General features: G+C 63.9%; 18 protein-coding genes and 1 pseudogene. 12 read left to right on the forward strand and 7 right to left on the reverse strand.

Annotated features, from left to right (window positions below; translation table 11 throughout):
• Nucleotides 1-3: 3 nt before the first annotated feature.
• Entirely contained in the window at nucleotides 4-303 is a 300-nt protein-coding gene (locus AADJ04_RS06965; protein WP_341239189.1) for an antibiotic biosynthesis monooxygenase, read from the reverse strand.
• Nucleotides 304-500: 197 nt separating this feature from the next.
• Here AADJ04_RS06965 and AADJ04_RS06970 point away from each other — a divergent pair, with 197 nt between their 5' ends.
• The 7 genes from AADJ04_RS06970 (at nucleotide 501) to AADJ04_RS07000 (ending at nucleotide 7,051) form a co-directional block, all read left to right on the forward strand.
• Nucleotides 501-1,502, forward strand: coding sequence for a helix-turn-helix domain-containing protein (locus AADJ04_RS06970; protein WP_341239172.1), 1,002 nt, complete (start codon nucleotides 501-503; stop codon nucleotides 1,500-1,502).
• Between the two features lie 89 nt (nucleotides 1,503-1,591).
• Nucleotides 1,592-2,125, forward strand: coding sequence for a YbaK/EbsC family protein (locus AADJ04_RS06975; RefSeq protein ID WP_341239173.1), 534 nt, complete (start codon nucleotides 1,592-1,594; stop codon nucleotides 2,123-2,125).
• On the forward strand, nucleotides 2,122-2,385 hold the full coding sequence (locus AADJ04_RS06980; RefSeq protein WP_273624561.1) for a DUF1289 domain-containing protein: 264 nt from the start codon (nucleotides 2,122-2,124) through the stop codon (nucleotides 2,383-2,385). Before AADJ04_RS06975 ends, AADJ04_RS06980 begins: the two co-directional genes overlap by 4 nt.
• 49 nt (nucleotides 2,386-2,434) lie before the next feature.
• Entirely contained in the window at nucleotides 2,435-3,094 is a 660-nt protein-coding gene (locus AADJ04_RS06985; protein WP_341239174.1) for a 2-hydroxychromene-2-carboxylate isomerase, read from the forward strand.
• A gap of 185 nt (nucleotides 3,095-3,279) precedes the next feature.
• Nucleotides 3,280-5,097, forward strand: coding sequence for a DUF294 nucleotidyltransferase-like domain-containing protein (locus tag AADJ04_RS06990; protein ID WP_341239175.1), 1,818 nt, complete (start codon nucleotides 3,280-3,282; stop codon nucleotides 5,095-5,097).
• A gap of 14 nt (nucleotides 5,098-5,111) precedes the next feature.
• Nucleotides 5,112-5,783 (forward strand): 3'-5' exonuclease, encoded by a 672-nt coding sequence (locus AADJ04_RS06995; protein ID WP_341239190.1) that lies wholly within the window; start codon nucleotides 5,112-5,114, stop codon nucleotides 5,781-5,783.
• Between the two features lie 266 nt (nucleotides 5,784-6,049).
• Nucleotides 6,050-7,051, forward strand: a complete 1,002-nt coding sequence (locus AADJ04_RS07000) for a porin (RefSeq protein ID WP_341239176.1) — start codon at nucleotides 6,050-6,052, stop codon at nucleotides 7,049-7,051.
• Between the two features lie 592 nt (nucleotides 7,052-7,643).
• Here AADJ04_RS07000 and AADJ04_RS07005 read toward each other — a convergent pair.
• Nucleotides 7,644-9,377 (reverse strand): cation acetate symporter, encoded by a 1,734-nt coding sequence (locus tag AADJ04_RS07005; RefSeq protein WP_341239177.1) that lies wholly within the window; start codon nucleotides 9,375-9,377, stop codon nucleotides 7,644-7,646.
• Nucleotides 9,374-9,682: a DUF485 domain-containing protein gene (locus AADJ04_RS07010; protein ID WP_099658808.1), complete on the reverse strand. Its 309-nt coding sequence runs from the start codon at nucleotides 9,680-9,682 to the stop codon at nucleotides 9,374-9,376. The genes AADJ04_RS07005 and AADJ04_RS07010 overlap by 4 nt, the downstream gene beginning before the upstream one ends.
• A gap of 437 nt (nucleotides 9,683-10,119) precedes the next feature.
• On the opposite strand from AADJ04_RS07010, the gene AADJ04_RS07015 reads away from it, so the two are divergent.
• Nucleotides 10,120-11,781, forward strand: a complete 1,662-nt coding sequence (locus AADJ04_RS07015; RefSeq protein WP_341239178.1) for an MFS transporter — start codon at nucleotides 10,120-10,122, stop codon at nucleotides 11,779-11,781.
• Between the two features lie 148 nt (nucleotides 11,782-11,929).
• On the forward strand, nucleotides 11,930-12,109 hold the full coding sequence (locus AADJ04_RS07020) for a hypothetical protein (RefSeq protein ID WP_044396957.1): 180 nt from the start codon (nucleotides 11,930-11,932) through the stop codon (nucleotides 12,107-12,109).
• A 93-nt stretch (nucleotides 12,110-12,202) separates the two neighbouring features.
• On the opposite strand, the gene AADJ04_RS07025 is transcribed toward AADJ04_RS07020, so the two are convergent.
• Complete coding sequence (locus AADJ04_RS07025; RefSeq protein WP_341239179.1) at nucleotides 12,203-13,321, reverse strand: ABC transporter substrate-binding protein; 1,119 nt, start codon at nucleotides 13,319-13,321, stop codon at nucleotides 12,203-12,205.
• A gap of 81 nt (nucleotides 13,322-13,402) precedes the next feature.
• Nucleotides 13,403-14,329: pseudogene (locus AADJ04_RS07030) on the reverse strand (ABC transporter substrate-binding protein); the annotation flags it as partial.
• A 144-nt stretch (nucleotides 14,330-14,473) separates the two neighbouring features.
• On the opposite strand from AADJ04_RS07030, the gene AADJ04_RS07035 reads away from it, so the two are divergent.
• From AADJ04_RS07035 to AADJ04_RS07045, 3 genes are all read left to right on the forward strand, one after another.
• On the forward strand, nucleotides 14,474-20,440 hold the full coding sequence (locus AADJ04_RS07035; protein ID WP_341239180.1) for an excinuclease ABC subunit A: 5,967 nt from the start codon (nucleotides 14,474-14,476) through the stop codon (nucleotides 20,438-20,440).
• 174 nt (nucleotides 20,441-20,614) lie between these two features.
• Nucleotides 20,615-21,115, forward strand: coding sequence for a hypothetical protein (locus AADJ04_RS07040; RefSeq protein WP_142083414.1), 501 nt, complete (start codon nucleotides 20,615-20,617; stop codon nucleotides 21,113-21,115).
• A gap of 297 nt (nucleotides 21,116-21,412) precedes the next feature.
• Nucleotides 21,413-21,754 (forward strand): hypothetical protein, encoded by a 342-nt coding sequence (locus AADJ04_RS07045; protein ID WP_142083416.1) that lies wholly within the window; start codon nucleotides 21,413-21,415, stop codon nucleotides 21,752-21,754.
• Between the two features lie 45 nt (nucleotides 21,755-21,799).
• Here the strand turns inward: AADJ04_RS07045 and AADJ04_RS07050 are convergent, their stop codons facing one another.
• Complete coding sequence (locus AADJ04_RS07050) at nucleotides 21,800-22,771, reverse strand: arginine deiminase-related protein (RefSeq protein WP_341239191.1); 972 nt, start codon at nucleotides 22,769-22,771, stop codon at nucleotides 21,800-21,802.
• A gap of 131 nt (nucleotides 22,772-22,902) precedes the next feature.
• Nucleotides 22,903-23,952, reverse strand: coding sequence for an ornithine cyclodeaminase (locus tag AADJ04_RS07055; protein ID WP_198847278.1), 1,050 nt, complete (start codon nucleotides 23,950-23,952; stop codon nucleotides 22,903-22,905).
• Nucleotide 23,953 lies beyond the last annotated feature (1 nt).

Below are 23,953 nucleotides of genomic sequence, written 5' to 3' on the forward strand. Positions count from 1 at the left end.
ACCTTATTTCGCCGCAGGGAGTTTGACGGCCAAGACGTCGATCTTCTCAATGGTGGGCGGGGTCTGCAGCAGATCCGGTGCGCTTGCCATCAGCGCTGCCGCCACCTTGCCACTGAGGTGGGCTTCACGGCCTGCATCGTCGGGGAAGGTGTCAAAAATTGCGAATCGGCTTGGAGTGAGGCGAATCGCGTACCACGTGTTGGTTGCTGGTTCATTGCCCACCAGGGCGCGGCCGTCGAGCAGGAACTTTGCCACGGCTTCCTCTTTGCCCGCTTTGGCGTTCAGTACGACCCAGAGGCCCACCTTGGAACGGCTCTCGGCAGCGGTTTCGGCTTGTGCGCTCGTGGCGGCAAGTCCGCCACTGGCCATGACCAGGGATGTGGCCAAAGTTGCCGCTATATTTTTCATCGAAGTCATATGGAGTCCAGTGTCGTCAGACGTTGTTGAGGGAGCCCGAACTTTAGAATTTCTGGCGCCTGCGAGCGAGTGGCTTGATTGCCATGTTTGATATCATTCTTGCCATGACCATCCACATACTGGTGATTGACGGAGCCTTCGATGTCGGCCTCACGGCCATCCTCGACACGCTGTCATTGGCGAATGAGTTGATTCCGACGCTCGGCGTCAAGGTTGAACCGCTCGAAGTATGTTTGGTGGGTGCGCGTCGGCATGTCAGTACGGCCCACGGCCTGAAGGTCCCATGCGCAGCGCCTTCTACGCTGGGCCGTGCAGATGCGGCGGTGGTACCGGCCCTGGGCGCAAAGCAGCCGGCGCAGTTGATCGAAGCCCTCGGCAGCAAAGACGTTCGCAACGCTCAGGGACTGCTGCGCGAGTACCGGCAGGACAATGCGTTGATCGGTGCCGCATGCACCTCCACATTTGTGCTGGCCGAAGCGGGGCTTCTTGCGGGACACCGGGCCACGACGTCATGGTGGCTGGCGCCGCACTTCAGGCAGCGGTACAAGGATGTGGGCCTCGAAGAATCTCGAATGCTCGTCACGTCCCACCCGTTTGTTACAGCGGGTGCTGCGTTGGCCCATGTTGATCTGGCATTGAGCCTTGTCAATGGCCGTAGCCCCTTGCTGGCTGCGACGACGGCACGCTATTTGTTGGTGGAGAAACGTGCCTCTCAAGCTGCATTCGTCATACCTGATCATCTTGCGCACTCGGACCCCCTGGCTGAAAGGTTTGAGCGGTGGTCTCGTTCCCATCTGTCCCAAGGTTTTGATTTGGCCGTCGCAGCATCCAGCGTGCATTCGAGCGCCAGAACCCTGTCGCGACGTATCAAGGCGGCCACCGGGAAGACACCGTTGGGCTTTTTTCAGAACCTTCGGCTGCAGCATGCTGTCCACCAGTTGGAGACGACCACCGACAGCATCGAGAGTGTGGCAGCTGCCGTCGGTTACGCTGATGGCGTGTCGCTCAGAGCTTTGCTGCGCGCGAAACTGGGCCGGGGTGTCCGTGAGATCCGAGCGCAGGCGCGTTCGAAGCTGGACCTGTAGCGGACTGGTGCCGAGGTCCATCCGGCGTTGCACAGAGGTGCTGCCAAGAGCGCAAAATTTTTGTACCCATTGATCAGGAACAGACTGGAATGCACGTGGAGAAAATTCCCGCAAATCTTCCCGAGGGCGTACAGCGTGTGGCTGCCGCGCTGCAAACGCTGAACCACCCCCACATGCCGCAGATGCTGGACGACGCCGCGCGCACCGCGCAGCAGGCGGCCGACGCGCTGGGCATCCTGGTTGGGCAGGTGGCCAAGAGCATCATCTTCCGGCGCAAAAGCGACGATGCGGCCGTGCTGGTCGTCACCTCGGGCGACCGCCGGGTGGACGAAAAGAAGGTCGAAGCCCATGTGGGCGGCAAGATCGGCCGCGCGGACGCGGAGTTCGTGAAGTCGCGCACCGGCTTTTCCATCGGCGGCGTCTCGCCCGTGGCCCACGCCACACCGCCGGTCACGCTCATCGACCAGGACCTGCTGCGCTTTGACGTGGTGTGGGCCGCGGCCGGGCACCCGCACAGCGTGTTCCCCCTGCACCCCAGCGATTTGCAGCGTTTGACGGGCGCGCCCGTGGTGGACGTGGTGCAGGCCAGCGCCCCACAGGCGAGTGGAGCAGGTGCCGCATGAGTGCTACTGAACCGATAGCAGCCCGCGCCCGTTTGATGAGCGAAGCGGGCTATTTTGATGAGAACTCTGACGAGGTGGTGCCTTCGCCCTGCATCTCGGTGTGCCGCATGACGGAAGACCGCAGCCGCTGCGAGGGGTGCTTTCGCACCATCGATGAAATCCGCGCCTGGGCGGCCGCCGACAGTGCACAGCGGCGCGCCATCTGGGTCAAACTGCTGCAGCGTGCCGGGGCCGACGTGCCCGAATCCCTGGCCCGCTGATTCCCTTTGTTGATTGCACGCAGCCCTTGGCAGCGCAGGAGCCCAGCCCATGAAGCACATCACGTTTTATCTGGACTTTGTTTCGCCTTACGCCTGGCTGGCGTATGAGCGCCTGCCCGATGCGCTGGAGGGGCTGAGCTACAGCGTTTCCTACAAACCCGTGCTGTTGGGTGCGTTGCTGCAACAGCACGCCAACCCAGGGCCCGCAGGCATTGCCCCCAAGCGCGACTGGACTTACCGCCACGTGACCTGGCTGGGCCACGCGCAAGGCACACCGCTGCAGATGCCTGCACGCCACCCGTTCAACCCGCTGCCCTTGCTGCGCCAGGCGCTGGCCTGCAGTGACGACGGCTGCATCAACCGCTTTGTGGCCGGTGCGTTGCTGCGCCATGTGTGGCAGGGCGGGCATGACGCGCTGGATGCCGAGCGCCTGCGCGTGCTGGCTGAGCAACTCAGCGAGCAGATTCGCCCAGGGCAGGACATGCACAGCGATGGCCCCAAAGCTCTGCTGCGCGCCAACACCGAAGCCGCACAGGCCGCCGGGGTGTATGGTGTGCCCGCCTTTGAGGTGGACGGCAAGCTGTTCTGGGGGCTCGATGGCTTGCCCATGCTGCGCGCGTACTTGGCGGGCGATGCCTGGTTCGACGGCCCGCAGTGGGATGCGGTGGCGCAGGTGCCATCAGGGTTGGCGCCAGCCACCAAGGGTTGATTTGCTATTGATTTGATAGCTGGCGGCGCTTGCTAATCAAGCGCTGGAGGCTGATTTTATTTAAATCAGTCTGCGGTGTGGAGTGGGCCAAGCCATGGCTTGAGACCGCGCTGTTGCAAGCCCCCTGCAAGCGCGCAGTGGTGGAATGAAGCCATCCGGACCCGTTCCGATGGAGGCCGCTGCGCATGCCCAACGCATTCCCGTTTTCGTTGTCACCGTTCGACTGCCTGGACCCGGACGAGCGGCGCCAGGTGCGCGGCAGTGTGGACATCGCCTACTTTCCGCAGCAGGCCGTGATTCTGGAGCCCGGCGCCACGCCGTCGCACCTGTTCGTCATCGTCAAAGGCTACGTGCAGCAGATGGACGATGGCGAGATGGTGGCCACGCTGGGGCCAGACGATTGCTTTGACGGGCGCAGCCTGGTGGCCGGGCGCGTCAGCAGCCGCTTTGTGGCAGCGCAAGAAGTGGTGGCCTACCAGCTGGCGCGGCAGACGGTGATCGAGCTGATTGCCAGCAACGCCACGTTTGGTGCGCTGCTGTTTGCCGACCTGGGCCACAAGCTCAGCGTGCTGGCAGAACGCCAGCAGCCACGCGAGCTGCCGTCGCTGAGCCTCTCGCGCGTGGGCGAAGCTTTCTTGCGCCCGGTGCACAGCGTCGATGCAGCGACTGACATCCTGAGCGTGGTGCGGCTGATGCGCGAGCAGCGCACCTCCAGCGTGGTGGTGCTGGATGCGGTGGGCGGGCGCAAGGGCATTTTCAGCCGCACCTTGCTGCAGCAGGCCATTCTGGACGGGCGGCCTCTGCAGACCATGCCGGTGGGCGACTGGGCACGCTACCCGCTGATCGAAATCCGCTCGACCGAGTTGCTGGGTGACGCCATGGCCACCATGCTGCGCCACCGCATCCACCGGCTGGTGGTGGAAGAGGGCGGCCAGATGCTGGGCGTGCTGGAGGCACTGGATTTGCTCAGCTACCTCTCCAACCAGTCGCACATCGTGACCTTGCAGATCGAGCAGGCGCGTGACCTGGACAGTCTCGCCTCTGCCGCAGCGCAGATCACCAAGGTGATCGCATTGCTGTTTCGCAGTGGCTCGCGGGTGGAGCTGATTGCGCGGCTGGTGCAGCAGCTCAACGCCCGCCTGTTTGAGCGGGCCTGGCAGATCATTGCACCAGCTGATCTGGTGGCCAACAGCTGCCTGTTCGTGATGGGCAGCGAGGGCCGGGGCGAGCAATTGCTCAAAACCGACCAGGACAACGGCCTCATCTTGCGCGACGGCTACGAACCGCCCGCTGATCTGCCTGCCATCTGCGAACGCTTTTCGGCGGCGCTGGGTGTGTTCGGCTACCCGCCATGCCCCGGCGGCATCATGCTCAGCAACCCGGCCTGGCGGCGCACCGCGCAAGACTTTGCTGCCACGCTGCGCGAGTGGGTGTGGCAGCCGGGCGGGGACAACCTCATGCACCTGGCGATCTTCATGGACGCTCACGCGGTGGCCGGCGATGCGGCGCTGCTCGCCCAGGTGAGCGATAGCCTGCACCAGCTGGCGACCGACAACGATGCGCTGCTGGGGCGCTTCGCCGCCGCCATTGATGCGTTCGAGGCCCATGCGGGCTGGCTCAGCAAGCTGTTTTCGCTGGGCGAAACGCCGCCACCGCTGCACCTAAAAAAGGCGGGCCTTTTCCCGCTGGTGCATGGCGTGCGCAGCCTGGCGCTGGCGCACCAGGTCCGGGCCACGTCCACCGCTGCGCGCGTACAGGCGCTGGTCGGCCTGGGGGCACTGTCGCCGGGCGAAGGCGAGGATTTGGCCGAGGCATTGCACGTGTTCATGGCGCTCAAGCTGAAGGCGGGCCTGGCCGAGCAGGAACAGGCGCGGCCGGTGAGCGGCACCGTGGTGGTGCAGCAGCTCAGCAGCCTGGACCGGGATCTGCTCAAGGACGCGTTGGGTGTGGTCAAGCGCTTTCAGCAACTGCTGCGCACGCGTTTTCATCTGGGGGCCTTGTGATGGGCGCGGTGGATATGTGGGGTGGTGGAGACGGGCTTCGCCCCGCGCTGTTCCCCGGCTGGGCGGCCCTGCGGCGGCGGTGGCTGGCCCATCGGTTGCGTGACCCGCGCTTTGCATCGCTGCTGCAACCCCCTCCGCCCCACGAATGGGTAGCACTGGATTGCGAAACCACCGGACTGGATGTGCGCACCGACGAAATCGTCTCGATTGGCGCAGTCCGCATCGAGGGCGACCGCATCGTGACCAGCGAACGCCTGGAACTGCTGGTGCGGCCCGAGCGCGCGGTCTCTGCCAATAGCGTGCGCATCCACCGGCTGCGCACCCAGGACTTGGCCGAGGGCCTGCCGCTGTCGGTTGCTGCGGAGCAACTGCTCACTTTTATCGGTAGCCGCCCTCTGGTGGGGTACTACCTGGAGTTTGACGTGGCGATGCTCAACCGCGCCGTGCGCCCGCTGCTGGGCATTGGCCTGCCCCAGCCCTGCATCGAAGTTTCCGCGTTGTATTACGACTACAAGTTCCAGCAACTGCCGCCTTATCAGCAGCACGACAACGCCGATATCGATCTGCGCCTGGCGACATTGATGAAAGACCTGGATCTGCCGCAGCGTGAAGCCCACGATGCCCTGAACGATGCTGTCATGGCGGCGCTGGCATTCATCAAATTGCGCCATTTGTGCCACCGGTAGATGCCTTGGGCGAATGCTCGAGCCCGCCAGAGCATCCGGCACCTTAAAAACATGGAGCCACCAGGAAAATATGGCTGTTTGTTGACGGCAGGTTCTGAAAATGTTGCTTATATGCATAAATTGCTGAGCAAATAGCAATCTGCACTTAGTCCGGAGGGGCACAACACCTAAAATTTTTGTAGTTGTAGTGACAGCTTTTGCTGGCGACCCCAGTGAAGCTGCAATGCCACTCCTCCTGATGGACTAAAAGCAAACAAGGAACCCTCATGCAAAAGACGAATCGTTTGGCACTGGCTGTGCTGGCTCTCCTGGGCAGCACTGCTGCTTTCGCTCAAAGCAGCGTGACCCTGTATGGTCGCGTGAACACCACCGTGGAACGCCAAGAAGTAGGCAATGTCAAGACGACTGGCCTGTTCGACAACAACTCGCGTTTCGGCTTCAAGGGCACGGAAGACCTGGGTGGCGGCCTGAAGGCTGGCTTCCAACTGGAAAGCGGTTTCAACTCTGATACCGGCGCATCCGCTGCAACTTTCTTCGGCCGTCAAAGCGAAGTGAACCTGTCTGGCGGCTTCGGTACAGTCCGTTTGGGCAATTTCTTCCCTGAGTCCTACTACGCGACTGCTGACTACATCAGCATGAACAACCACAACACAGGCAGCTCTGCCGACGCACTGTATTACGATCCAGTCTGGTTCGGAGCCCTTGGTACTAAGAATAAGATTGGATACCACTCCCCAACTTTTGGCGGTTTGGTTGTCGATGCCGCAGTGATTCTGCATGAGAAGGCTGCTAACACTCGCAACAAAAACGGCTACGACTTGGCTGCCAATTACAACCTGGGTGCTTTGTCTCTGGGCGCTGGGTATAGTTCTGTTGACAGTAACTACCAAGCTGCTCTGCGCGGCCTGTATACATTTGGTAATTTCACTGTGGGTGCCTACTACCAGCGTAACAAGGATGCAAATCAACTTCGCGCATCCGGTGCTGGAACCCGTGACACTTTCCGTCTGTCGGGTATGTATGCAATGGGCGCTTCCGAGTTCCACGTCAACGTGGGTCGTGCTGGTGAATACAAGAACATCAACGACAGTGATGCTACCCAGTACACTGTTGGCTACAACTACAACCTGAGCAAGCGCACCAAAGTGTACGGTTACTACACTCGTATCAACAATAGCAGCGAAGGCACTTATGGCCTGGGGGGTAGTCCGGTTGGTCGAGGCGTTGACTCTAACTCCCTCGCAGTTGGTATCCGCCACAATTTCTAATTGGGCTTCAATGCTGGCAGCTGAGGCTGCCGGTCTTGGTCTGATAACAGAGCCTTGCATCCTTTGGGATGTGAGGCTTTTTGCTTTGGTGCCTGGCAACGGATGTAGTAGGCAAGACGGAGCGCAGGAGGTGCTGTTTCGCTCCACTCCACCCACCTGCTGCACTGTTTACCGTGTTCTGCCGAGGTTCTCGGGGGGCGTGGATGTGCAGATTGAGCATACGTTTTGGTGAGTTTCGGCAAGGCCATCTCCTACCGGAGCATCTACATCTGATTCAGCTGTCTCTGAAGGTGCCCGAGCTGTTAGGAACTGGAGGTGCCTGCAGACTTTTGCCAAAGGCTTTGGCGGTCGCGGCCACCCCCGCAGGGTGCCTGGTGTGCACGCCAAGTCATCGTCGGCAGGCAGGCTTCAGAAGGAATTAGAGAGATGAGGGGGCGTGCTTGGTGGGGATTGTGTGCTATTCCCCTGTAGCCCCCTGCGCGTTGGCAGAGGGCCTGGACGGACTGTTGCCGCCCTTGATGAACGAGTTTTGATGGAGCTACGGCGGCACAGCACTTGCTGCGCCGCCAGGTTGGGTCATCCGTTTAATCGGTCAGTGCCCCGAGGCACCGGCCGCACCCAGGCCGGTTTCCGAACGCACTTGCTGCGCCGGGAAGGCTGCACGTTCGCGCTGAGCGTTCGCGCTGCGGTCTAGCAAGGAGAAGATCCAGATGCCTGCAAAGCCGATGGCCATGGAGAACAGCGCTGGGGATGTGTAGGGGAACAGGGCGCTTCCCTTGGGGTTGCCCAGAACGGCTTCCCACACAGAGGGAGACACCACCGTGAGGCCCACCGACGACACCAGTCCCATGAAGCCGCCGATGACGGCGCCCTTGGTGGTGCAGTCCTTCCACAAAACGCTCATGAACAGCACCGGGAAGTTGGCAGAAGCCGCAATCGCAAAGGCCAGCGACACCATGAAGGCAATGTTCTGCTTCTCGAACACAATGCCCAACACCACGGCCACCACACCTAGCGTCAATGTGGTGATGCGCGATACGCGCAGTTCTGCAGCGCTGTCAGCCTTGCCCTTCTTGAACACGGTGGCGTACAGGTCGTGCGACACGGCCGATGCGCCCGACAGTGTCAGGCCTGCCACCACAGCCAGAATGGTGGCGAAAGCCACGGCCGAGATAAAGCCGTAGAACACGTCGCCACCCACGGACTTGGCCACCAGCACGGCGGCCATGTTGGCTGTACCCGCTCCGCCCTTGATGACACCCGTCACGGTGTCAGAGAACTCGGGGTTTGTGAGCACCAGGGTGATGGCGCCGAAACCGATGATGAAGATCAGCACGTAGAAGTAGCCGATCCAGGTGGTGGCCCAGAACACGCTCTTGCGGGCTTCCTTCGCGTCGGGCACGGTGAAGAAGCGCATCAGGATGTGGGGCAGGCCGGCGGTACCGAACATCAAGGCCATGCCGAAGCTGATGGCGGAGATGGGGTCTTTGATGAAGCCACCGGGGCCCATGATGGCCAAGCCGATCTTGGCGGCTTCTTCAGCGGGCTTGCCCGAGTTGGCAGCAATTGATGTCTTCACCGCAACGCCTTTGGCAAACAATGCTTCGGGGCTGAAGCCGAACTGCGCCATCACCATGAAGGCCATGAAGGTCACGCCCGCCAGCAGCAGGCAGGCCTTGATGATTTGCACCCAGGTGGTAGCGGTCATGCCGCCGAACAGCACATACACCATCATCAGGCCGCCCACCAGCACCACGGCGATCCAGTAGTCCAGGCCGAACAGCAGTTTGATGAGTTGGCCCGCGCCCACCATTTGGGCGATCAGGTAGAACGCCACCACCACCAGCGTGCCACTGGCGGCAAAGGCGCGGATAGGCGTCTGCTGAAAGCGATAGCCAGCCACGTCGGCAAACGTGAATTTGCCCAGATTGCGCAGCCGCTCGGCCATCAAAAAGGTGATGACAGGCCAACCCACCAGGAAGCCGATGGAGTAGATGAGGCCGTCATAGCCGCTGGCCATCACGGCGGCGGAAATGCCCAGGAAGGATGCAGCAGACATGTAGTCGCCGGCAATCGCCAGACCGTTCTGAAAACCGGTGATACCACCGCCGCCGGTATAAAAGTCAGCGGCAGACCGCGTTTTGGCGGCAGCCCATTTGGTGATCCACAGCGTGCCAGCCACGAACAGACCGAACATGACAATCGCAGTCCAGTTGGTCGATTGCTTGGCGGCTTCGCCCACGTCGCCGCCCGCAGCGTGCGCCAGCGTACCCAGGCTCAGGGCGGCCAGAACGGCCGCTACAGAAGTGATGTTGCGCGTTTTCATCGGGCGGCGTCCTTGAGAATGGCTTGGGTCAGTGCGTCATAGCGTCCATTGGCGCGGCGCACATAGATGCCTGTGATGACGATCGTGAACACGATGACGCCGAACCCCAGTGGCACGCCCAGGGTGGTCACGCCGTTGCCGATGGGCTGCGCCAGAAACGGCTTGTTGAACGCGATCAGCGCGATGTACCCGTAGTAAACAAAGAGCATCAACGCGGTGAGCAGCCAGCCAAAACGGTTGCGCTCACGCTTGAGTTCCAGGTACTTCGGGTGGCTTTGAATTCTTTCTGCCACGGGGTCGGTCATGGTTATCTCCAGAGGTTTCAGGATCGTCTGCAGAGCCGTTTGGAAGCCTCTGCATGTTGGAGAGGATTCTGAAAACGGGGACTGACCGGCCACTTACGCACGCATTGCGTTTGACTAGGGGTTTGTCCTTGGCAGGGTTGTCCCGGAGATGTGCAGTCGGGACTTACCCGAATCCTCGGCGTCGCCCATAGCGGTCTGGGGCGACATTTGTTGGCACCGTGTGGCCTGTTTCTCGCATCAAGAAAAAAGAGATCAGGGTTGGCACTGATCGGATCGAGGGGGCCGTCTGTTAGTCGCAGCTGCGCTTTCAATGGCGGTATGGCTTTGTCAGTTTTGGGTCAGATGAGACTCTGATATTGCGGCCCACGGAGCGGTGAGGGCATTTCGGTGTAACGCCTTTTTCGCATCCGAAAACACCTACACAGGAGACACACACCATGGCAACAACCCATCCCGCACCGCGGCCGATGTCGCCCGAAGAGAGGAAGGTCATCTTCGCTTCGTCCCTCGGCACCGTTTTCGAGTGGTACGACTTTTATCTATACGGTTCGCTGGCAGCCATCATTGCCAAGCAGTTCTTCAGCGGCCTGGACGCGGGCTCTGCCTTCATCTTTGCACTGCTGGCTTTTGCCGCGGGCTTCATTGTTCGTCCGTTCGGCGCCATCTTCTTCGGCCGCCTGGGCGACATGATTGGCCGCAAATACACGTTCCTGGTCACCATCCTGATCATGGGCCTGTCGACCTTCATCGTCGGTATCTTGCCCACCTATGCTTCCATAGGCGTGGCCGCTCCGGTCATCCTGATCGTCCTGCGTCTGCTGCAAGGCTTGGCACTCGGTGGTGAGTACGGCGGCGCTGCCACCTACGTGGCCGAGCACGCCCCTCACGGCAGGCGCGGTGCCTACACGGCATGGATTCAGACCACCGCCACGCTGGGCCTGTTCCTGTCGCTGATGGTGATTTTGGGCACTCGCACCATCACTGGCGAAGAAGCGTTCGCCGACTGGGGCTGGCGCGTTCCGTTCATCGTGTCCATCGCACTGCTGGCTATTTCGGTGTGGATCCGCTTGGCCATGAACGAATCGCCTGCCTTCCAGAAGATGAAGGCCGAGGGCAAGACATCCAAGGCACCTCTCAAAGAGTCTTTTGGTGAGTGGAAGAACCTGAAGATCGTGATTCTGGCGCTGGTGGGCCTGACCGCCGGTCAGGCCGTGGTGTGGTACACGGGCCAGTTCTATGCCCTGTTCTTCCTGACGCAAGCGCTGAAGGTCGATGGCGCCACCGCCAACATCTTTGTGGCCGTTTCGCTGCTGATCGGCACGCCGTTCTTCATCGTGTTCGGTTCGCTGTCGGACAAGATCGGCCGCAAGCCCATCATCCTGGCAGGCTGCCTGCTGGCGGCCCTCACGTACTTCCCCGTGTTCGGTGCACTGACCAAGGCGGCCAACCCCGCCCTGGCGGAAGCCCAGGCCAAGAACAAGGTGGTGGTGGTGGCCGACCCCAACGAGTGCTCGTTCCAGTTCAACCCCACCGGCACCGTCAAGTTCACCAGTTCGTGCGACATCGCCAAGCAGGTGCTGGCAGGCGCTTCGGTGAGCTATGAGAACTCGCCCGGCGCCGCAGGCACCCCCGCCGTGATCAAGATCGGTGAAACCGCCATCACCGGCTACAGCAGCAAGGGCCTGCCCGCTGACGAAGCCAAGAAGAAGGACGCCGAGTTCAAGAAGGCCGTGGCCGATGCGCTCAAGGCCGCCGGCTACCCCACGAAGGCCGACCCGGCCCGCATCGACAAGGTCATGGTTACGGCCATCCTGGTGTACCTGGTGCTGCTGGTGACCATGGTGTACGGCCCCATCGCCGCCATGCTGGTCGAAATGTTCCCCACCCGCATCCGTTACACGTCCATGTCCCTGCCGTACCACATCGGTAACGGCTGGTTCGGCGGCCTGCTGCCTACCACGGCGTTTGCCATCGTGGCCCAGACCGGCAACATGTACAACGGCCTGTGGTACCCCATCATCATTGCCGGTGCCACGGTGGTGATCGGTGGCCTGTTCATCAAGGAAACCAAGGACGTGGACATCTACGCCAACGACTGATCGTTACTGAGCGGTGTACAGGGCCTGCCCGGAAACGGGCGGGTCCTGTGTTCCATCAAGGGGCTTGTGTCGTGCACCAGTACAACCCACAACCCTGCGCCTCAGGCAGGCCCTTTGATTGAACAAACCCAACCCAGAAGGAATTGCTATGTGGAAAATTATTGTTGGCTTCGTCTTGTTTGCCGCCGTGTCGATGTACGTGATCATCATGGCGGGCGACAAGGCTGACATGGGCGGTGAAAAGCACGGCGCAGACGCTGTGCATGCTCCTGAACCTGCTGCATCCGCCGCGCCTGCAGCCCCAGCTGCGCCCGCCAGCGCTCAATAAGCGCATTGCCCGGCATGACAAAGGCCCTGCCAGCGATTGCTGGCAGGGCCTTTTTTTGTGGTGGTGTGAAGATGATCGGGAGCTTGTGCCGTGTCAGCGCTTGAAGCGGCCGTCCGTGCCGATGATGGACAGGTCGGAGAAGTCCAGCCCGCTGTGGTCGGTGGGGCTGTAGCTCAGCTCCATGCCGCCCAGATCCCACTTCCTGATACTTTCCAACCCCATGTGGAGTTTGGCGCTGTCGGGCTTGGCGCCTGCGCGCTTGAGGCCTTCCACGAGTACCTTGGCGCTCACAAAACCCTCCAGCATGGCGGGCGTCAGGTCGCCGATGTTCTTGGCCTTGGCCAGGTCCATGGCCTCCTTGATCACGGGGTAGTTGAGCGAGCGCTCCGACGGGAACACCTGCGTCACCACCACGCCCCGGGCCTGGTCGCCCAGGGCCTTCACAAACCCGCCCGACGCGTTGTTGGACAGCGTGACGATCTGGCCGGCCACGCCCGCAGCGCGCAGGGCCTTGATGCCATCGACCACTGCAGCGCCCGTGCCGATGAAGATCACCGCCTGGGGCTGCTTGCCGGCCACGCGCGGGGCGATGGCGCTGTAGTCGGGCTTGGCGCGGTCAAACTTTTCGAGGAACAGCGCATCGATGTTGTTGGCCTTGAAGCCCGCCTGCGCACCGGCCAGGCCGTCTGCGCCAAACGTGTCGTCCACATGCACCACACCAATGCGCTGGACGCCCAGCGTGTGCAGGTGCGAAATCGCCTTGGTCACCTCGCGCTGGTAGGGTGCACGCACGTTGAACACGTATTTGCTCACGGGCTGGTGCAGCGCAATCGCTCCGGTGGACGGGCCCACCAGCGGCACGCCATGCTGCTCCAGCACCGGGATGATGCCCTGCGTGTGGGGCGTGCCACGGGTCATGAACAGGCCGATCACGCCCTTTTGTTCAATCAGCGTGCGGGTGTTGTCCAGGGTCAGCTTGGGGTCGAACTTGTCGTCCAGCGACAGCACCTCCACCTTCTGCCCACCCACGCCGCCCCTGGCGTTGATGTGGTCGATGTAGAGGGCTGCGCCCTGCATGGATTCGGCCACCGTGCCGGCGGCCGATCCGGTGATGCCCACCGTCTGGCCGATCAGGATCTGTGCGTGGGCGGAACCGATGCCCAGGGCGGCGGCAAGGGCGCAGAGCGCACCGGCCAGGCCTGTTTTCTTCATGAGGTTGTCTCCTGCGTGTGGAGCGCCCGAGTGTAGCCACGCTCTCGCGCGGGACAACTGTAAAAACGCGTAGGCGGGCGCTCAGCGGCGGAAGCGCCCGTCCGTGCCGATGATGGACAGGTCGGCAAAGTCCAGCCCGGTATGGTCCTCGGAGCTGAAGTTCACCTCCAGCCCGCCCAGGTCCAGCTTCTTGATGCTTTCCAGCGCGGTCTGGATCTTGTCGCGGGTGGGCTTGGGGCCTGCGCGTTTGAGGCCTTCGACCAGCACCTTGGCGGCGGCAAAGCCTTCCAGCATGGCGGGGCTGATCTCGGTGAGCCCCTTGGTCTTGGCCAGTTCCTGGGCTTCCTTCACCATCGGGTAGGTCACGGCCCGCTCGTTGGGGAACACCTGGGTCACGATCACGCCCCGGGCGTTGGCCCCCAGGCTCTTGATGAAACCGCTGGAGGCATTGTTGGACAGCGTCACGATCTGTGCGGCCGAACCCGCCGTGCGTAGGGCATTGGTGGCATCCACCACCGCAGAGCCCGAGGCCACCATCAGCACCGCCTGCGCATCGGCCTTGGCCACCTTGGCGGCAATGGGGGCGAAGTCGGGCTTGGCGCGGTCGAACTTTTCGGACACCACGGCGGTCAGCTTGGCGGCTGCCAGGCCCTTTTGCGCACCCTGGATGCCGTCCGCGCCAAAGCTGTCGTCCGCATACACCAGCGCCACGCGGGTGATGCCCATGGAAGCCAGGTGGGTGATCGCCTTCTCGGCCTCGCGCTGGTACGTGGCGCGCACGTTGAAGATGTATTTGCGTACCGGCTGGTGCAGCACCATGGCCCCAGTGGACGGCGCCACCAGCACCACGCCGTGTTTGTCCAGCAGCGGCAGGATGGCTTCGGTGTGGGGGGTGCCCCGGTTGAGGAAGAGTGCCGAGACGTTCTTGTCCTCGATCAGCGTGCGGGTGTTCTCCGCTGCCGGCTTGGGGTCGAACTTGTCGTCCACGGAGATCAGCTCGATCTTCTGACTTCCCTCGCCGCTGCTCCATTGCGCCTGCTTTGTCCATGGTCAAAAGCACTGCAGTGCGCCTCGGGGGTAATCGGCGGGCGCAGGCGCAAACCCGGAGTGCGTACCTAGAATGTCCCGCCTCACCCCAGAAAGACCGCCTCCATGACCCAGGGAACCATTCGCATCCGTGGCGCACGCCAGCACAACCTTCGCAACCTGGACCTGGACATCCGCACCGGCGAGCTGACGGTGGTCACTGGCCCCAGCGGCTCGGGCAAATCCAGTCTGGTGTTTGACACGCTGTACGCCGAGGGGCAGCGCCGCTACGTGGAAACCTTCAGCGCCTACGCGCGCCAGTTTCTGGACCGCATGGACAAGCCCGCGGTAGACCGCGTAGAGGGCGTTCCACCCGCCATCGCCATCGACCAGACCAACCCCGTGCGCTCCAGCCGTTCCACCGTGGGCACGATGACGGAGCTGAACGACCACCTCAAGCTGCTGTTTGCGCGCGCGGGCCAGCTGTTTGACAAGCAGACTGCGCAACCCGTGCGGCACGATTCGCCAGAGACCATTTACGCCGAGCTGCAGCAGCGCTCCGCCGCAGCGGGTGACCCACGCATTGTGTTGACCTTCCCGGTCGAGTTGCCTGCCAACACCAGCGCCGAACAGGTCGAGCAATGGCTGTCGGCCAGTGGTTTCACCAAGGTGCAGGCTGAGCGCGAAGTAGCCACACCTACCGGCCCGCGCAAGCTGCTGGATGTGGTGGCAGACCGCTTCAGGCTGGGCAATGCCGAGAAGGCGCGTGTGATCGAGGCGATTGAAGTAGCGCTCAAGCGCGGCAGCGGGCGGCTGAATGTGTACCGGTTGGTGGATGAAGGCGAGCCCGAACTGTGGCGCTTCTCCACAGGCCTGCACTGCCCCGACAGCGACCTGCGCTACAGCGAGCCCATTCCCTCCGCCTTCTCGTTCAACTCCGCCGTAGGCGCGTGTGACACCTGCCGGGGCTTTGGCCGGGTGATCGGGGTGGACTGGGGCCTGGTCATCCCCAACGACAAACTCACGCTGCGCTCGGGCGCGATCAAGCCCATCCAGACGCCCGCCTGGCAAGAGGCGCAAGACGACCTCATGCGCCATGCTGAGGCCGCAGGCATTCCGCGTGACACGCCCTGGTACCAGCTCACGGCCGAGCAGAAGAAGTGGGTGATTGGCGGATCACCGAACTGGAACGGCAAGTGGAACCAGCAGTGGTACGGCATCCAGCGCTTTTTTGATTACCTGGAGAGCAAGGCCTACAAGATGCACATCCGTGTGCTGCTGTCCAAGTACCGCAGCTACACGCCGTGCCCGGTGTGCGCCGGTGCGCGGCTCAAGACGGAAAGCCTGCTCTGGCGCATCGGCCGCAAGGAAGATGCCGATGCGGTGATGGACCCGCCGCAGCGCCGGGCCGCCCCAAGCAATGGCAGCCCCCTTGGGGGGCAGCGAGGACACGAAAGTGCCGAGCGTGGGGGCGCAGAGTTCCAGCGCTTCATGCCCCAAGGTGTGCAATGGACGCGTGCGCAGCTCGAAGCCTTGCCCGGCCTGTGCATGCACGATTTGATGCTGCTGCCCATCGACCGCCTGCGCCAGTTCTTTGCGCGCATGCAGTTGCCCGTGGGCGACGATGCGAAGGGCGGCGACGCCCAGGCGCTGAAACTGCTGCACGAAGAAATCACCACGCGCCTCAAGTACCTGTGTGATGTGGGCATTGGCTACCTCACGCTCGACCGGCAAAGCCGTACGCTCAGCGGCGGCGAGGTGCAGCGCATCAACCTGACCACCGCCCTCGGCACCAGCCTGGTCAACACCTTGTTTGTGCTGGACGAGCCAAGTATTGGCCTGCACCCGCGCGACATGCACCGCATCACCGAGGCCATGCTGCGCCTGCGCGATGCGGGCAACACGCTGGTGGTGGTGGAGCACGACCCCGCCGTGATGCTGGCGGCCGACCGCATGATCGACATGGGCCCCGGCCCCGGCCGCAAGGGCGGCAGCATTGTGTTTGACGGCACCACGGCCGATTTGCGCCAGGCGGACACGCTCACCGGCAACTACCTGGGCGGGCGCAAGCAGGTGGGCTTTGGCTTCAAACGCATGGTCACCGATTCGACCCCGCGCCTCATTCTGGAAGGCGCGCGCGAGCACAACCTGAAAAATGTGTCGGTCGAGTTTCCGCTGCAGCGGCTGGTGACTGTGACGGGCGTGAGCGGCTCAGGCAAATCCAGCCTGATCCAGGACGTGCTCGCCCCCGCGTTGATGCGCCACTTCGGCAAGGCCACAGAGACCCCCGGCGCACACGACCGCCTGCTGGGCGCGGACCACCTGGCCGATGTGGTGTTTGTGGACCAGTCGCCCATTGGCAAGACGGCGCGCTCCAACCCCGTGAGCTACGTGGGCGCGTGGGACAGCATTCGCGAGCTGTTTGCCACCGCACCGCTGTCCAGGCAGCGCAGCTACACCGCCGCCAAGTTCAGCTTCAACAGTGGCGATGGGCGTTGCCCCACCTGCGGGGGCTCGGGCTTTGAGCATGTGGAGATGCAGTTCCTGAGTGACGTGTACCTGCGCTGCCCCGATTGCGATGGCAAGCGCTACCGCCCCGAGATTCTGGAAATCACCATCGAACGTGGCGGCAAAACACTGAACGTGGCCGATGTGCTCGAACTCACCGTGGCCGAGGCCGTAGCCCTGTTCGCGGGCGACAAGGACGTGGTGCGCGCCCTGCAACCCATTGTGGATGTGGGGCTCGACTACGTGGCGCTGGGCCAGCCCGTGCCCACGCTCAGCGGGGGAGAGGCGCAGCGGCTCAAGCTGGCGGGCTTTCTGGCCGAGGCGGCCAAGACCGCTGCCAAGTCGCGCCAGAACGTGGCCCGCAAAGGCACGCTGTTCTTGTTTGACGAGCCCACCACCGGCCTGCACTTTGACGACATTGCCAAGCTCATGCGCGCGTTGCGCAAGCTGCTGGAGGCCGGGCACTCGCTCATCGTCATCGAGCACAACCTCGACGTGATCCGCGCCAGCGACTGGCTCATCGACCTGGGGCCCGAAGGCGGCGAGGGCGGCGGCCTCGTCGTGGCCGAAGGCACGCCCGAAGACGTGCGCGAGCACGCCACATCGCACACCGGCCAGGCCCTGCGCGACTACGAACTGGCGCTGGGCGTGGGCGGCCATTCGGTGCACGAAAAAAATGCCGTGCTACGAAAACAGGAGCTGCTTGCGCAAGAGGGACATGCGCTGCAGGCCAATTTGGCTAAGAACGCCATTGAGATCGTCAACGCCAAGGAGCACAACCTCAAGAGCCTGAGCGTGGATGTGCCGCGTGGCAAGTTCAACGTCATCACCGGCGTCAGCGGCTCGGGCAAGTCCACGCTGGCGTTCGACATCCTGTTCAACGAAGGCCAGCGCCGCTACCTTGAAAGCCTCAACGCCTACGCCCGCAGCATCGTGCAGCCCGCAGGCAGGCCCGAGGTGGACGCGGTGTACGGCATTCCGCCCACCGTAGCGATTGAGCAGCGCCTCTCGCGCGGCGGGCGCAAGTCCACCGTGGGCACGACGACCGAGGTGTGGCATTTCCTGCGACTGCTGTACGTCAAGCTCGGCACGCAGCACTGCGTGCACGACGGCGCTGCCGTGCAGCCGCAAACGCCCGAGAGCATTGCCGCGCAGCTGCTCACGCAGTTTCGCGGCCAGCACATCGGCCTGCTGGCCCCGCTGGTGGTCAACCGCAAGGGCGTCTACACCGAGCTGGCCGACTGGGCCCGCCCACGCGGCTACACGCACCTGCGGGTGGACGGCAACTTCCTGCCGACCACCAATTTCCCGCGCATCGACCGCTTCAAGGAACACACCATCGAGCTGCCCGTGGCCAGCCTCGATGTCTCGCCCGAGAATGAGGCCCAGCTTCGCACCGCGCTGGCCGACGCGCTCACGCACGGCAAGGGCGTGGTGCATGTCCTCTCCAGCATCGGCACCCTGGCCGCCGCCATGGAAAGCGGTGCGCCCACCGCGGGCATCGGGCATTTGCAGGTGTATTCCACCAAGCGCGCCTGCCCGGTGTGCGCCACCAGCTACGCTGAATTGGACCCGCGCCTGTTCAGCTACAACAGCAAGCACGGCTGGTGCCCCGACTGCGTGGGCACGGGCGTCAAGCTCACCAAAGAGCAGCGCAAGGTGTTTGATGATTCGGTGCTGGCCGATAAAGAAAAAGGCCGCGAGCAGACCTTTGCCGAGCCCGAGGTGGAAGACCTGGACGGCACCACCGTCTGCCCCACCTGCCAGGGCACGCGTTTGAACGCTACGGCCCGCGCCGTCAAGTTTGCGGGCGTGGGTATTGCCGACATTGCCGCGCTCTCCGTCAGTGATGTGCGCTGCTGGGTGGAGGGCCTGCGGGTCGCCGGTGGCATGACGCAGCGCGAGGCCGACATCGCCCGCGACCTGGTGCCCGAGATTCAGAGCCGCCTCGAATTTTTGGAAGAAGTGGGCCTGGGCTACCTCACGCTCGACCGGGGCGCGCCCACATTGAGCGGTGGCGAAGCCCAGCGCATTCGCCTGGCGGCGCAGCTGGGCAGCAACCTGCAGGGTGTGTGCTACGTGCTCGACGAACCCACCATCGGCCTGCACGCACGCGACAACCAGATTTTGCTCAACGCCCTGCACAAGCTGGGTGACAAGGGCAACACGCTGGTGGTGGTGGAGCACGATGAAGACACCATCCGCCGTGCCGACCACATCATCGACATCGGCCCCAGCGCCGGGAAACGCGGCGGGCGCCTGGTGGCGCAGGGCAGCGTGGCCGACCTCACGGCCGCTGAAGATTCGCAAACCGGCCGCTACCTGCTGCACGCCATGAAGCACCCGCTGCAACTGCGCCGCAGCATGGTGGCGGGCGAGGTGAGCGCCGAAGCCACGGCGGCTATCGCCCAGGCCGAGGCCGCCGCACCCACGGGCCGCCAAAGCGCCGCCGTGAAGAAACGCGCCGCCCAGGCCGCCGCGCTGGCGGCCGATGCACTCACCGAGGCGAAGGAGCGCGCTGCCATGCGCTGGCTCACGGTGCACGGCGCGCAGTTGCACAACCTGCAGAACGTGACGGCCACCGTGCCGCTGCACCGCCTGGTGGCGGTGACGGGCGTGAGCGGATCGGGCAAGTCCACCCTGGCCCGCGACGTGCTGCTGGCCAATGTGCAGGCCTGGGTGCAGCAGCGCAGTACCAAGGCCGGGCGCGATGCGATGGACGCGGGCAAGGCGCCACCGCTGGTCGGTTGCACGGGCCTGTCCGGCTTCGAGAGCATCGACCGTGTGCTCGAAGTGGACCAGACACCCATCGGCAAAACGCCGCGTTCGTGCCCCGCCACTTACATCGGTTTCTGGGACACCATCCGCAAGCTGTTTGCCGAGACGCTGGAGGCCAAGGCACGCGGCTACGCTGCCGGGCGCTTCAGCTTCAACACCGGCGAAGGCCGCTGCCCCGGCTGCGAAGGCGCGGGCGTGCGCACCATCGAGATGAGCTTCTTGCCCGATGTGAAGGTGCCCTGCGAAACCTGCCACGGTGCCCGCTTCAACCCCGAAACCCTGGCCGTGACCTGGCGCGGCAAGAGCATTGGCGATGTGCTGCAGATGGAGGTGGACGAGGCGGTGGAGTTCTTCGCCAGCATGCCCAGCATTGCGCACCCGCTGCAACTGCTCAAAGACGTGGGCCTGGGCTACCTCACCCTGGGCCAGCCCTCGCCCACGCTTAGTGGCGGCGAGGCGCAGCGCATCAAGCTGGTGACCGAGCTGACCAAAGTGCGCGACGAAGTGGGCCGCCGCGGCCAGAAGGCCCCGCACACCCTGTACGTGCTGGACGAGCCCACCGTGGGCCTGCACATGGCCGACGTGCACAAGCTCATCCGCGTGCTGCACCGCCTGGTCGATGGCGGGCACAGCGTGGTCGTCATCGAGCACGACCTGGACGTGATTGCCGAGGCCGACTGGATCATCGACCTGGGGCCCGAAGGCGGCAAGGACGGCGGCCGCATCGTGGCCACCGGCACGCCCGAGGACCTGGTGCGCCTGGGCACGCACACGGGCAAGGCACTGGGGCCGGTGCTGGCACGCTGAACAGGCGCTGAACATGCGCTGGGCACGCGCTGGCCGGAGAGGGCAGCCGTGCCCCCAGCGCGTGCGGTGACGTCCTACGGCGGGTGCTGCCGTTGTCGGACGTGAGCGGTGCAGTGGCATTTTTACGATGACCCCACTGCCAACCAACCCCGGCCGCCAGATGGCCCCACTGAGATGAACTCCTCCTTCAAAACTTGCCTGGCCCTCGCTGCCTCCTCCGTTCTGCTGGTGGCCTGCGGTGGCGGCAACGACGATGACCCCACCCCCAGCAACGAGCCAGGCGTGCTCACCGTGACCAGTTCCACCGTGGACGGTCTCAACGGCATCTACGGCAATGGCTCCTTGAACATCACCGATGTGGACAAGAAGAACCCCGTGGGTTCATCGCCCGAGGTGTGCACGTTCAAGTTCGACGGTGCCAACAAGGTCGGCTCTGATGCCACCGCGTTCGGCGATATCCGCTACCAGGTCAACGGCACCGTCACCTACCAGGTGTTCATGACATTTGCCGGCAAGGAATACGCCAGCGGCGAGGCGGTGGACTCCGCGGTGGAGCGCGAAAGCGACCGCGTGCGCTTTACCAGCAAGACCCTGACGGCCAGCGACGGCTCGGGCGCCACGCTCAAGGTGAGCGGTATCGTGCCCATGCGCACGGGCCGCCCCAGCGGCTGCTGATCGGGCTTTGGCCCCAGGGTGCCCACAGCGCTGCGGCGCGGGGTAGGGCACCTTCCTTGTCTCTCTTGTCTCTTGTCCCCCTCGGGCCGGTTCTTCTCTCTTCCCTTCTGACCGGCCTCTTCGCCCCAGCTATTTCCGCAATAGCTGGGGTCTTTTTTTGGCGTTGGGGGCTGTTGCTGCACCCTTGCGCGGGGCATGATCTGGGGCTGCGGCGGCGTCACCAGACGCTGCTCTGATCCCCTCGCCTTCCATGCCCATCGTCTCTTTCACGCCAGCCCTGTTGGGCGTTGCCTTGGCATGACCCAGCCTTCTGCGCCCGTCGTGTGGCTGCAGCCTGCGGCACCGCCCAAGCCAGCTGAGGGCGAATCGTGCAATGGCTGCGGCCTGTGTTGCCTGGCAGAGCCCTGCCCGCTGGGGGTGCTGGTATCGCGCCGACGCCGTGGTGCTTGCGTGGCCTTGCGCTGGAGTGACCGCGACCAGCGCTATTGGTGCGGCATGGTGGCCGAGCCTGCAAGCGTCACCGGCTGGCGCCATCCGTGGGTGGTGCGCGGCCTGTCGCTGCTGGCGCGGCGCTGGATCGCTTCGGGCGTGGGGTGCGATGCCGACTTGCAGGCGCAGGCCGCGCCACCTGATGCATGATTTTTGCTATTAAAAATATAGCTGCTTGCGCTTGTGTATCAAGCGCTAGGCGCCAATTTGAATGAGATTCGTGCTTGTGGCGCTGGCTTCACACGATGCCGGCGCCATGCTGGGACGGGGTGCCAGGTGGATGCCCGCGAGCATGCAGCGCACCGACCCGCCTGCCAGTTCAATGGTGGGCACCGCCAGCGGGAGCAAGGTGGTGTGCTGCTCTAGCGCCCGGCGCTGTGCGGGCGTGAGGCACGCAGCCGCGCGGGCCGACAGGGCCAGCACGGGCCCACTGCGGCTTTGCAGTTCCAGTGCGTTGGCCGCAAAGTTGGTGATCTGCTCTGGGCCCAACTCGATCAGGTTGCGGCCGCTTTCCCACAGGCGCTCTTGCACCTCGCGCCGGCGCTGCGGGTCGCTGACCATGTGAAACCCGCCCATCGCAAACTCGGTGCCGATGCACAGCATCACGTTGGTGTGGTAGCAGGGCTGGCCCGTTGCGTCGGCCGTGGCAAACACCATGGGCTCGTACTGAAAGTGGGTGCAAAAGCGCTCCAGCGTCACCGGGTTGGCGCGGTGCGACTGGGCTGTGTAGGCCACGCGGCCCACATGGTCCAGCACCATGGCGCCGGTGCCTTCGAGGAACACGTTGTCGGCTTCCAGGCCGGAGTAGTCCACCACCTCTTGCACCCGGTACTGTGCCTTGAGCAGCTCGATGATGTCGCTGCGCCGCTCGCGGCGGCGGCTGGGCGCGTACATGGGGTACAGCGCCACATGGCCGCCCGCGTGGGTGGAAAACCAGTTGTTCGGAAACACCGAATCCGGCGTGGCTGGCTGGCCCATGCTGCCGTGCGGGTCTTCGTCGTCAAACAGGTGCACGCGCACCCCGGCCTGGCGGAGCTGCGCTGCGGCCTCGGTCACTTCGGCGTGGGCACGGCGTGCCAGTTCGCTGGCGGGTGCGCCGCTGCAGCCTTGGTAAGCGTTGTCGGCAGCGGTCTCCGGGTTGGGGTGAAAGTGGTGGGGGCGCACCATCACCACGGCGGCAGGTGCCTGCATGGAGGCGCGCGCTGGTCCTTGGCGCGGGGGCGCAGAGGAGATGGCTTGGGGTGTGGCGCTGGGCGTGGCGCAGGGTGAAGCGTGGGTCATGGCATGTCCACCGGCCATCAAGCCACACGGCGCAGGGCCACGCGTTGGCGGTCACCGCGGGTGCGGCCGAAGAGGTCTTTGGGGTCGCCATCGGTGGGCACGAGTTCGACCTCTATGCCCAGGTTTTCTGCCGTGGCCCGTTGATGGATGTAGCGCAATGCAGCGTAGTCTTCGAGCGCGAAGCCCACCGAGTCAAACACGGTCACGTCGCTGGCCGACTGGCGCCCGGCGGCCTCGCCTGCCAGCACGCGCCACAGCTCGGTGACGGGGTGGTCGGCAGGCAGCTGCTGTATGTCGCCCTCGATGCGGGTTTGCGGCTCGTATTCGACAAAAATCTTTGCGGCGCGTAGCACATCGGGGTGCAGCTCGGTCTTGCCAGGGCAGTCGCCGCCCACCGCGTTCAGGTGCATGCCGGGCTCGATCATGTCGGGCGTCACGATGGTGGCGTTGGCCTTGTCGGCGGTGATGGTCGTGACGATGTCGGCACCGCGCGCCGCCTCGGCTGCAGACGATGTGGGCACCACGCGCAAGCCGGGCACGGCTGCCAGGTTGCGCTGCAGTTTCGCTGTGGCGGCAGGGTCAATGTCAAACACCCGCAACTCGTTCACCCCCAGAAGGGCGTGGAACGCTATGGCCTGGAACTCACTTTGCGCGCCGTTGCCAATGAGCGCCATGCAGCGTGCATCGGGCCGTGCCAGGGCCCGTGCGGCCATGGCCGATGTGGCCGCAGTGCGCAGCGCGGTGGTCAGCGTCAGCTCGGACACCAGCAGCGGGTAGCCGGTAGCCACTTCGGACAGCACACCAAACGCCATCACCGTGGGCAGCCCGCTGATGGGGTTGCCGGGGTGCCCGTTGACGTACTTGAAGCTGTAGTACGCGTTGTCGGCCACGGGCATGAGCTCGATCACGCCGCCCGCGCTGTGGCTGGCCACGCGGGCCGTCTTGTCAAAGTCTTGCCAGCGCAGGTAGTCGCTGTGCAGGTGCTCGGCCAGCTCGGTCATGAAGCGGGCAGGGGTGATGTGGTGAACGAGCTGGGCCAGCGTGGGAAGGTCGATCAGGCGGGTCATG

The sequence above is a fragment of the uncultured Acidovorax sp. genome (assembly GCF_964021665.1).
GTDB lineage: Bacteria > Pseudomonadota > Gammaproteobacteria > Burkholderiales > Burkholderiaceae_C > Acidovorax > Acidovorax temperans.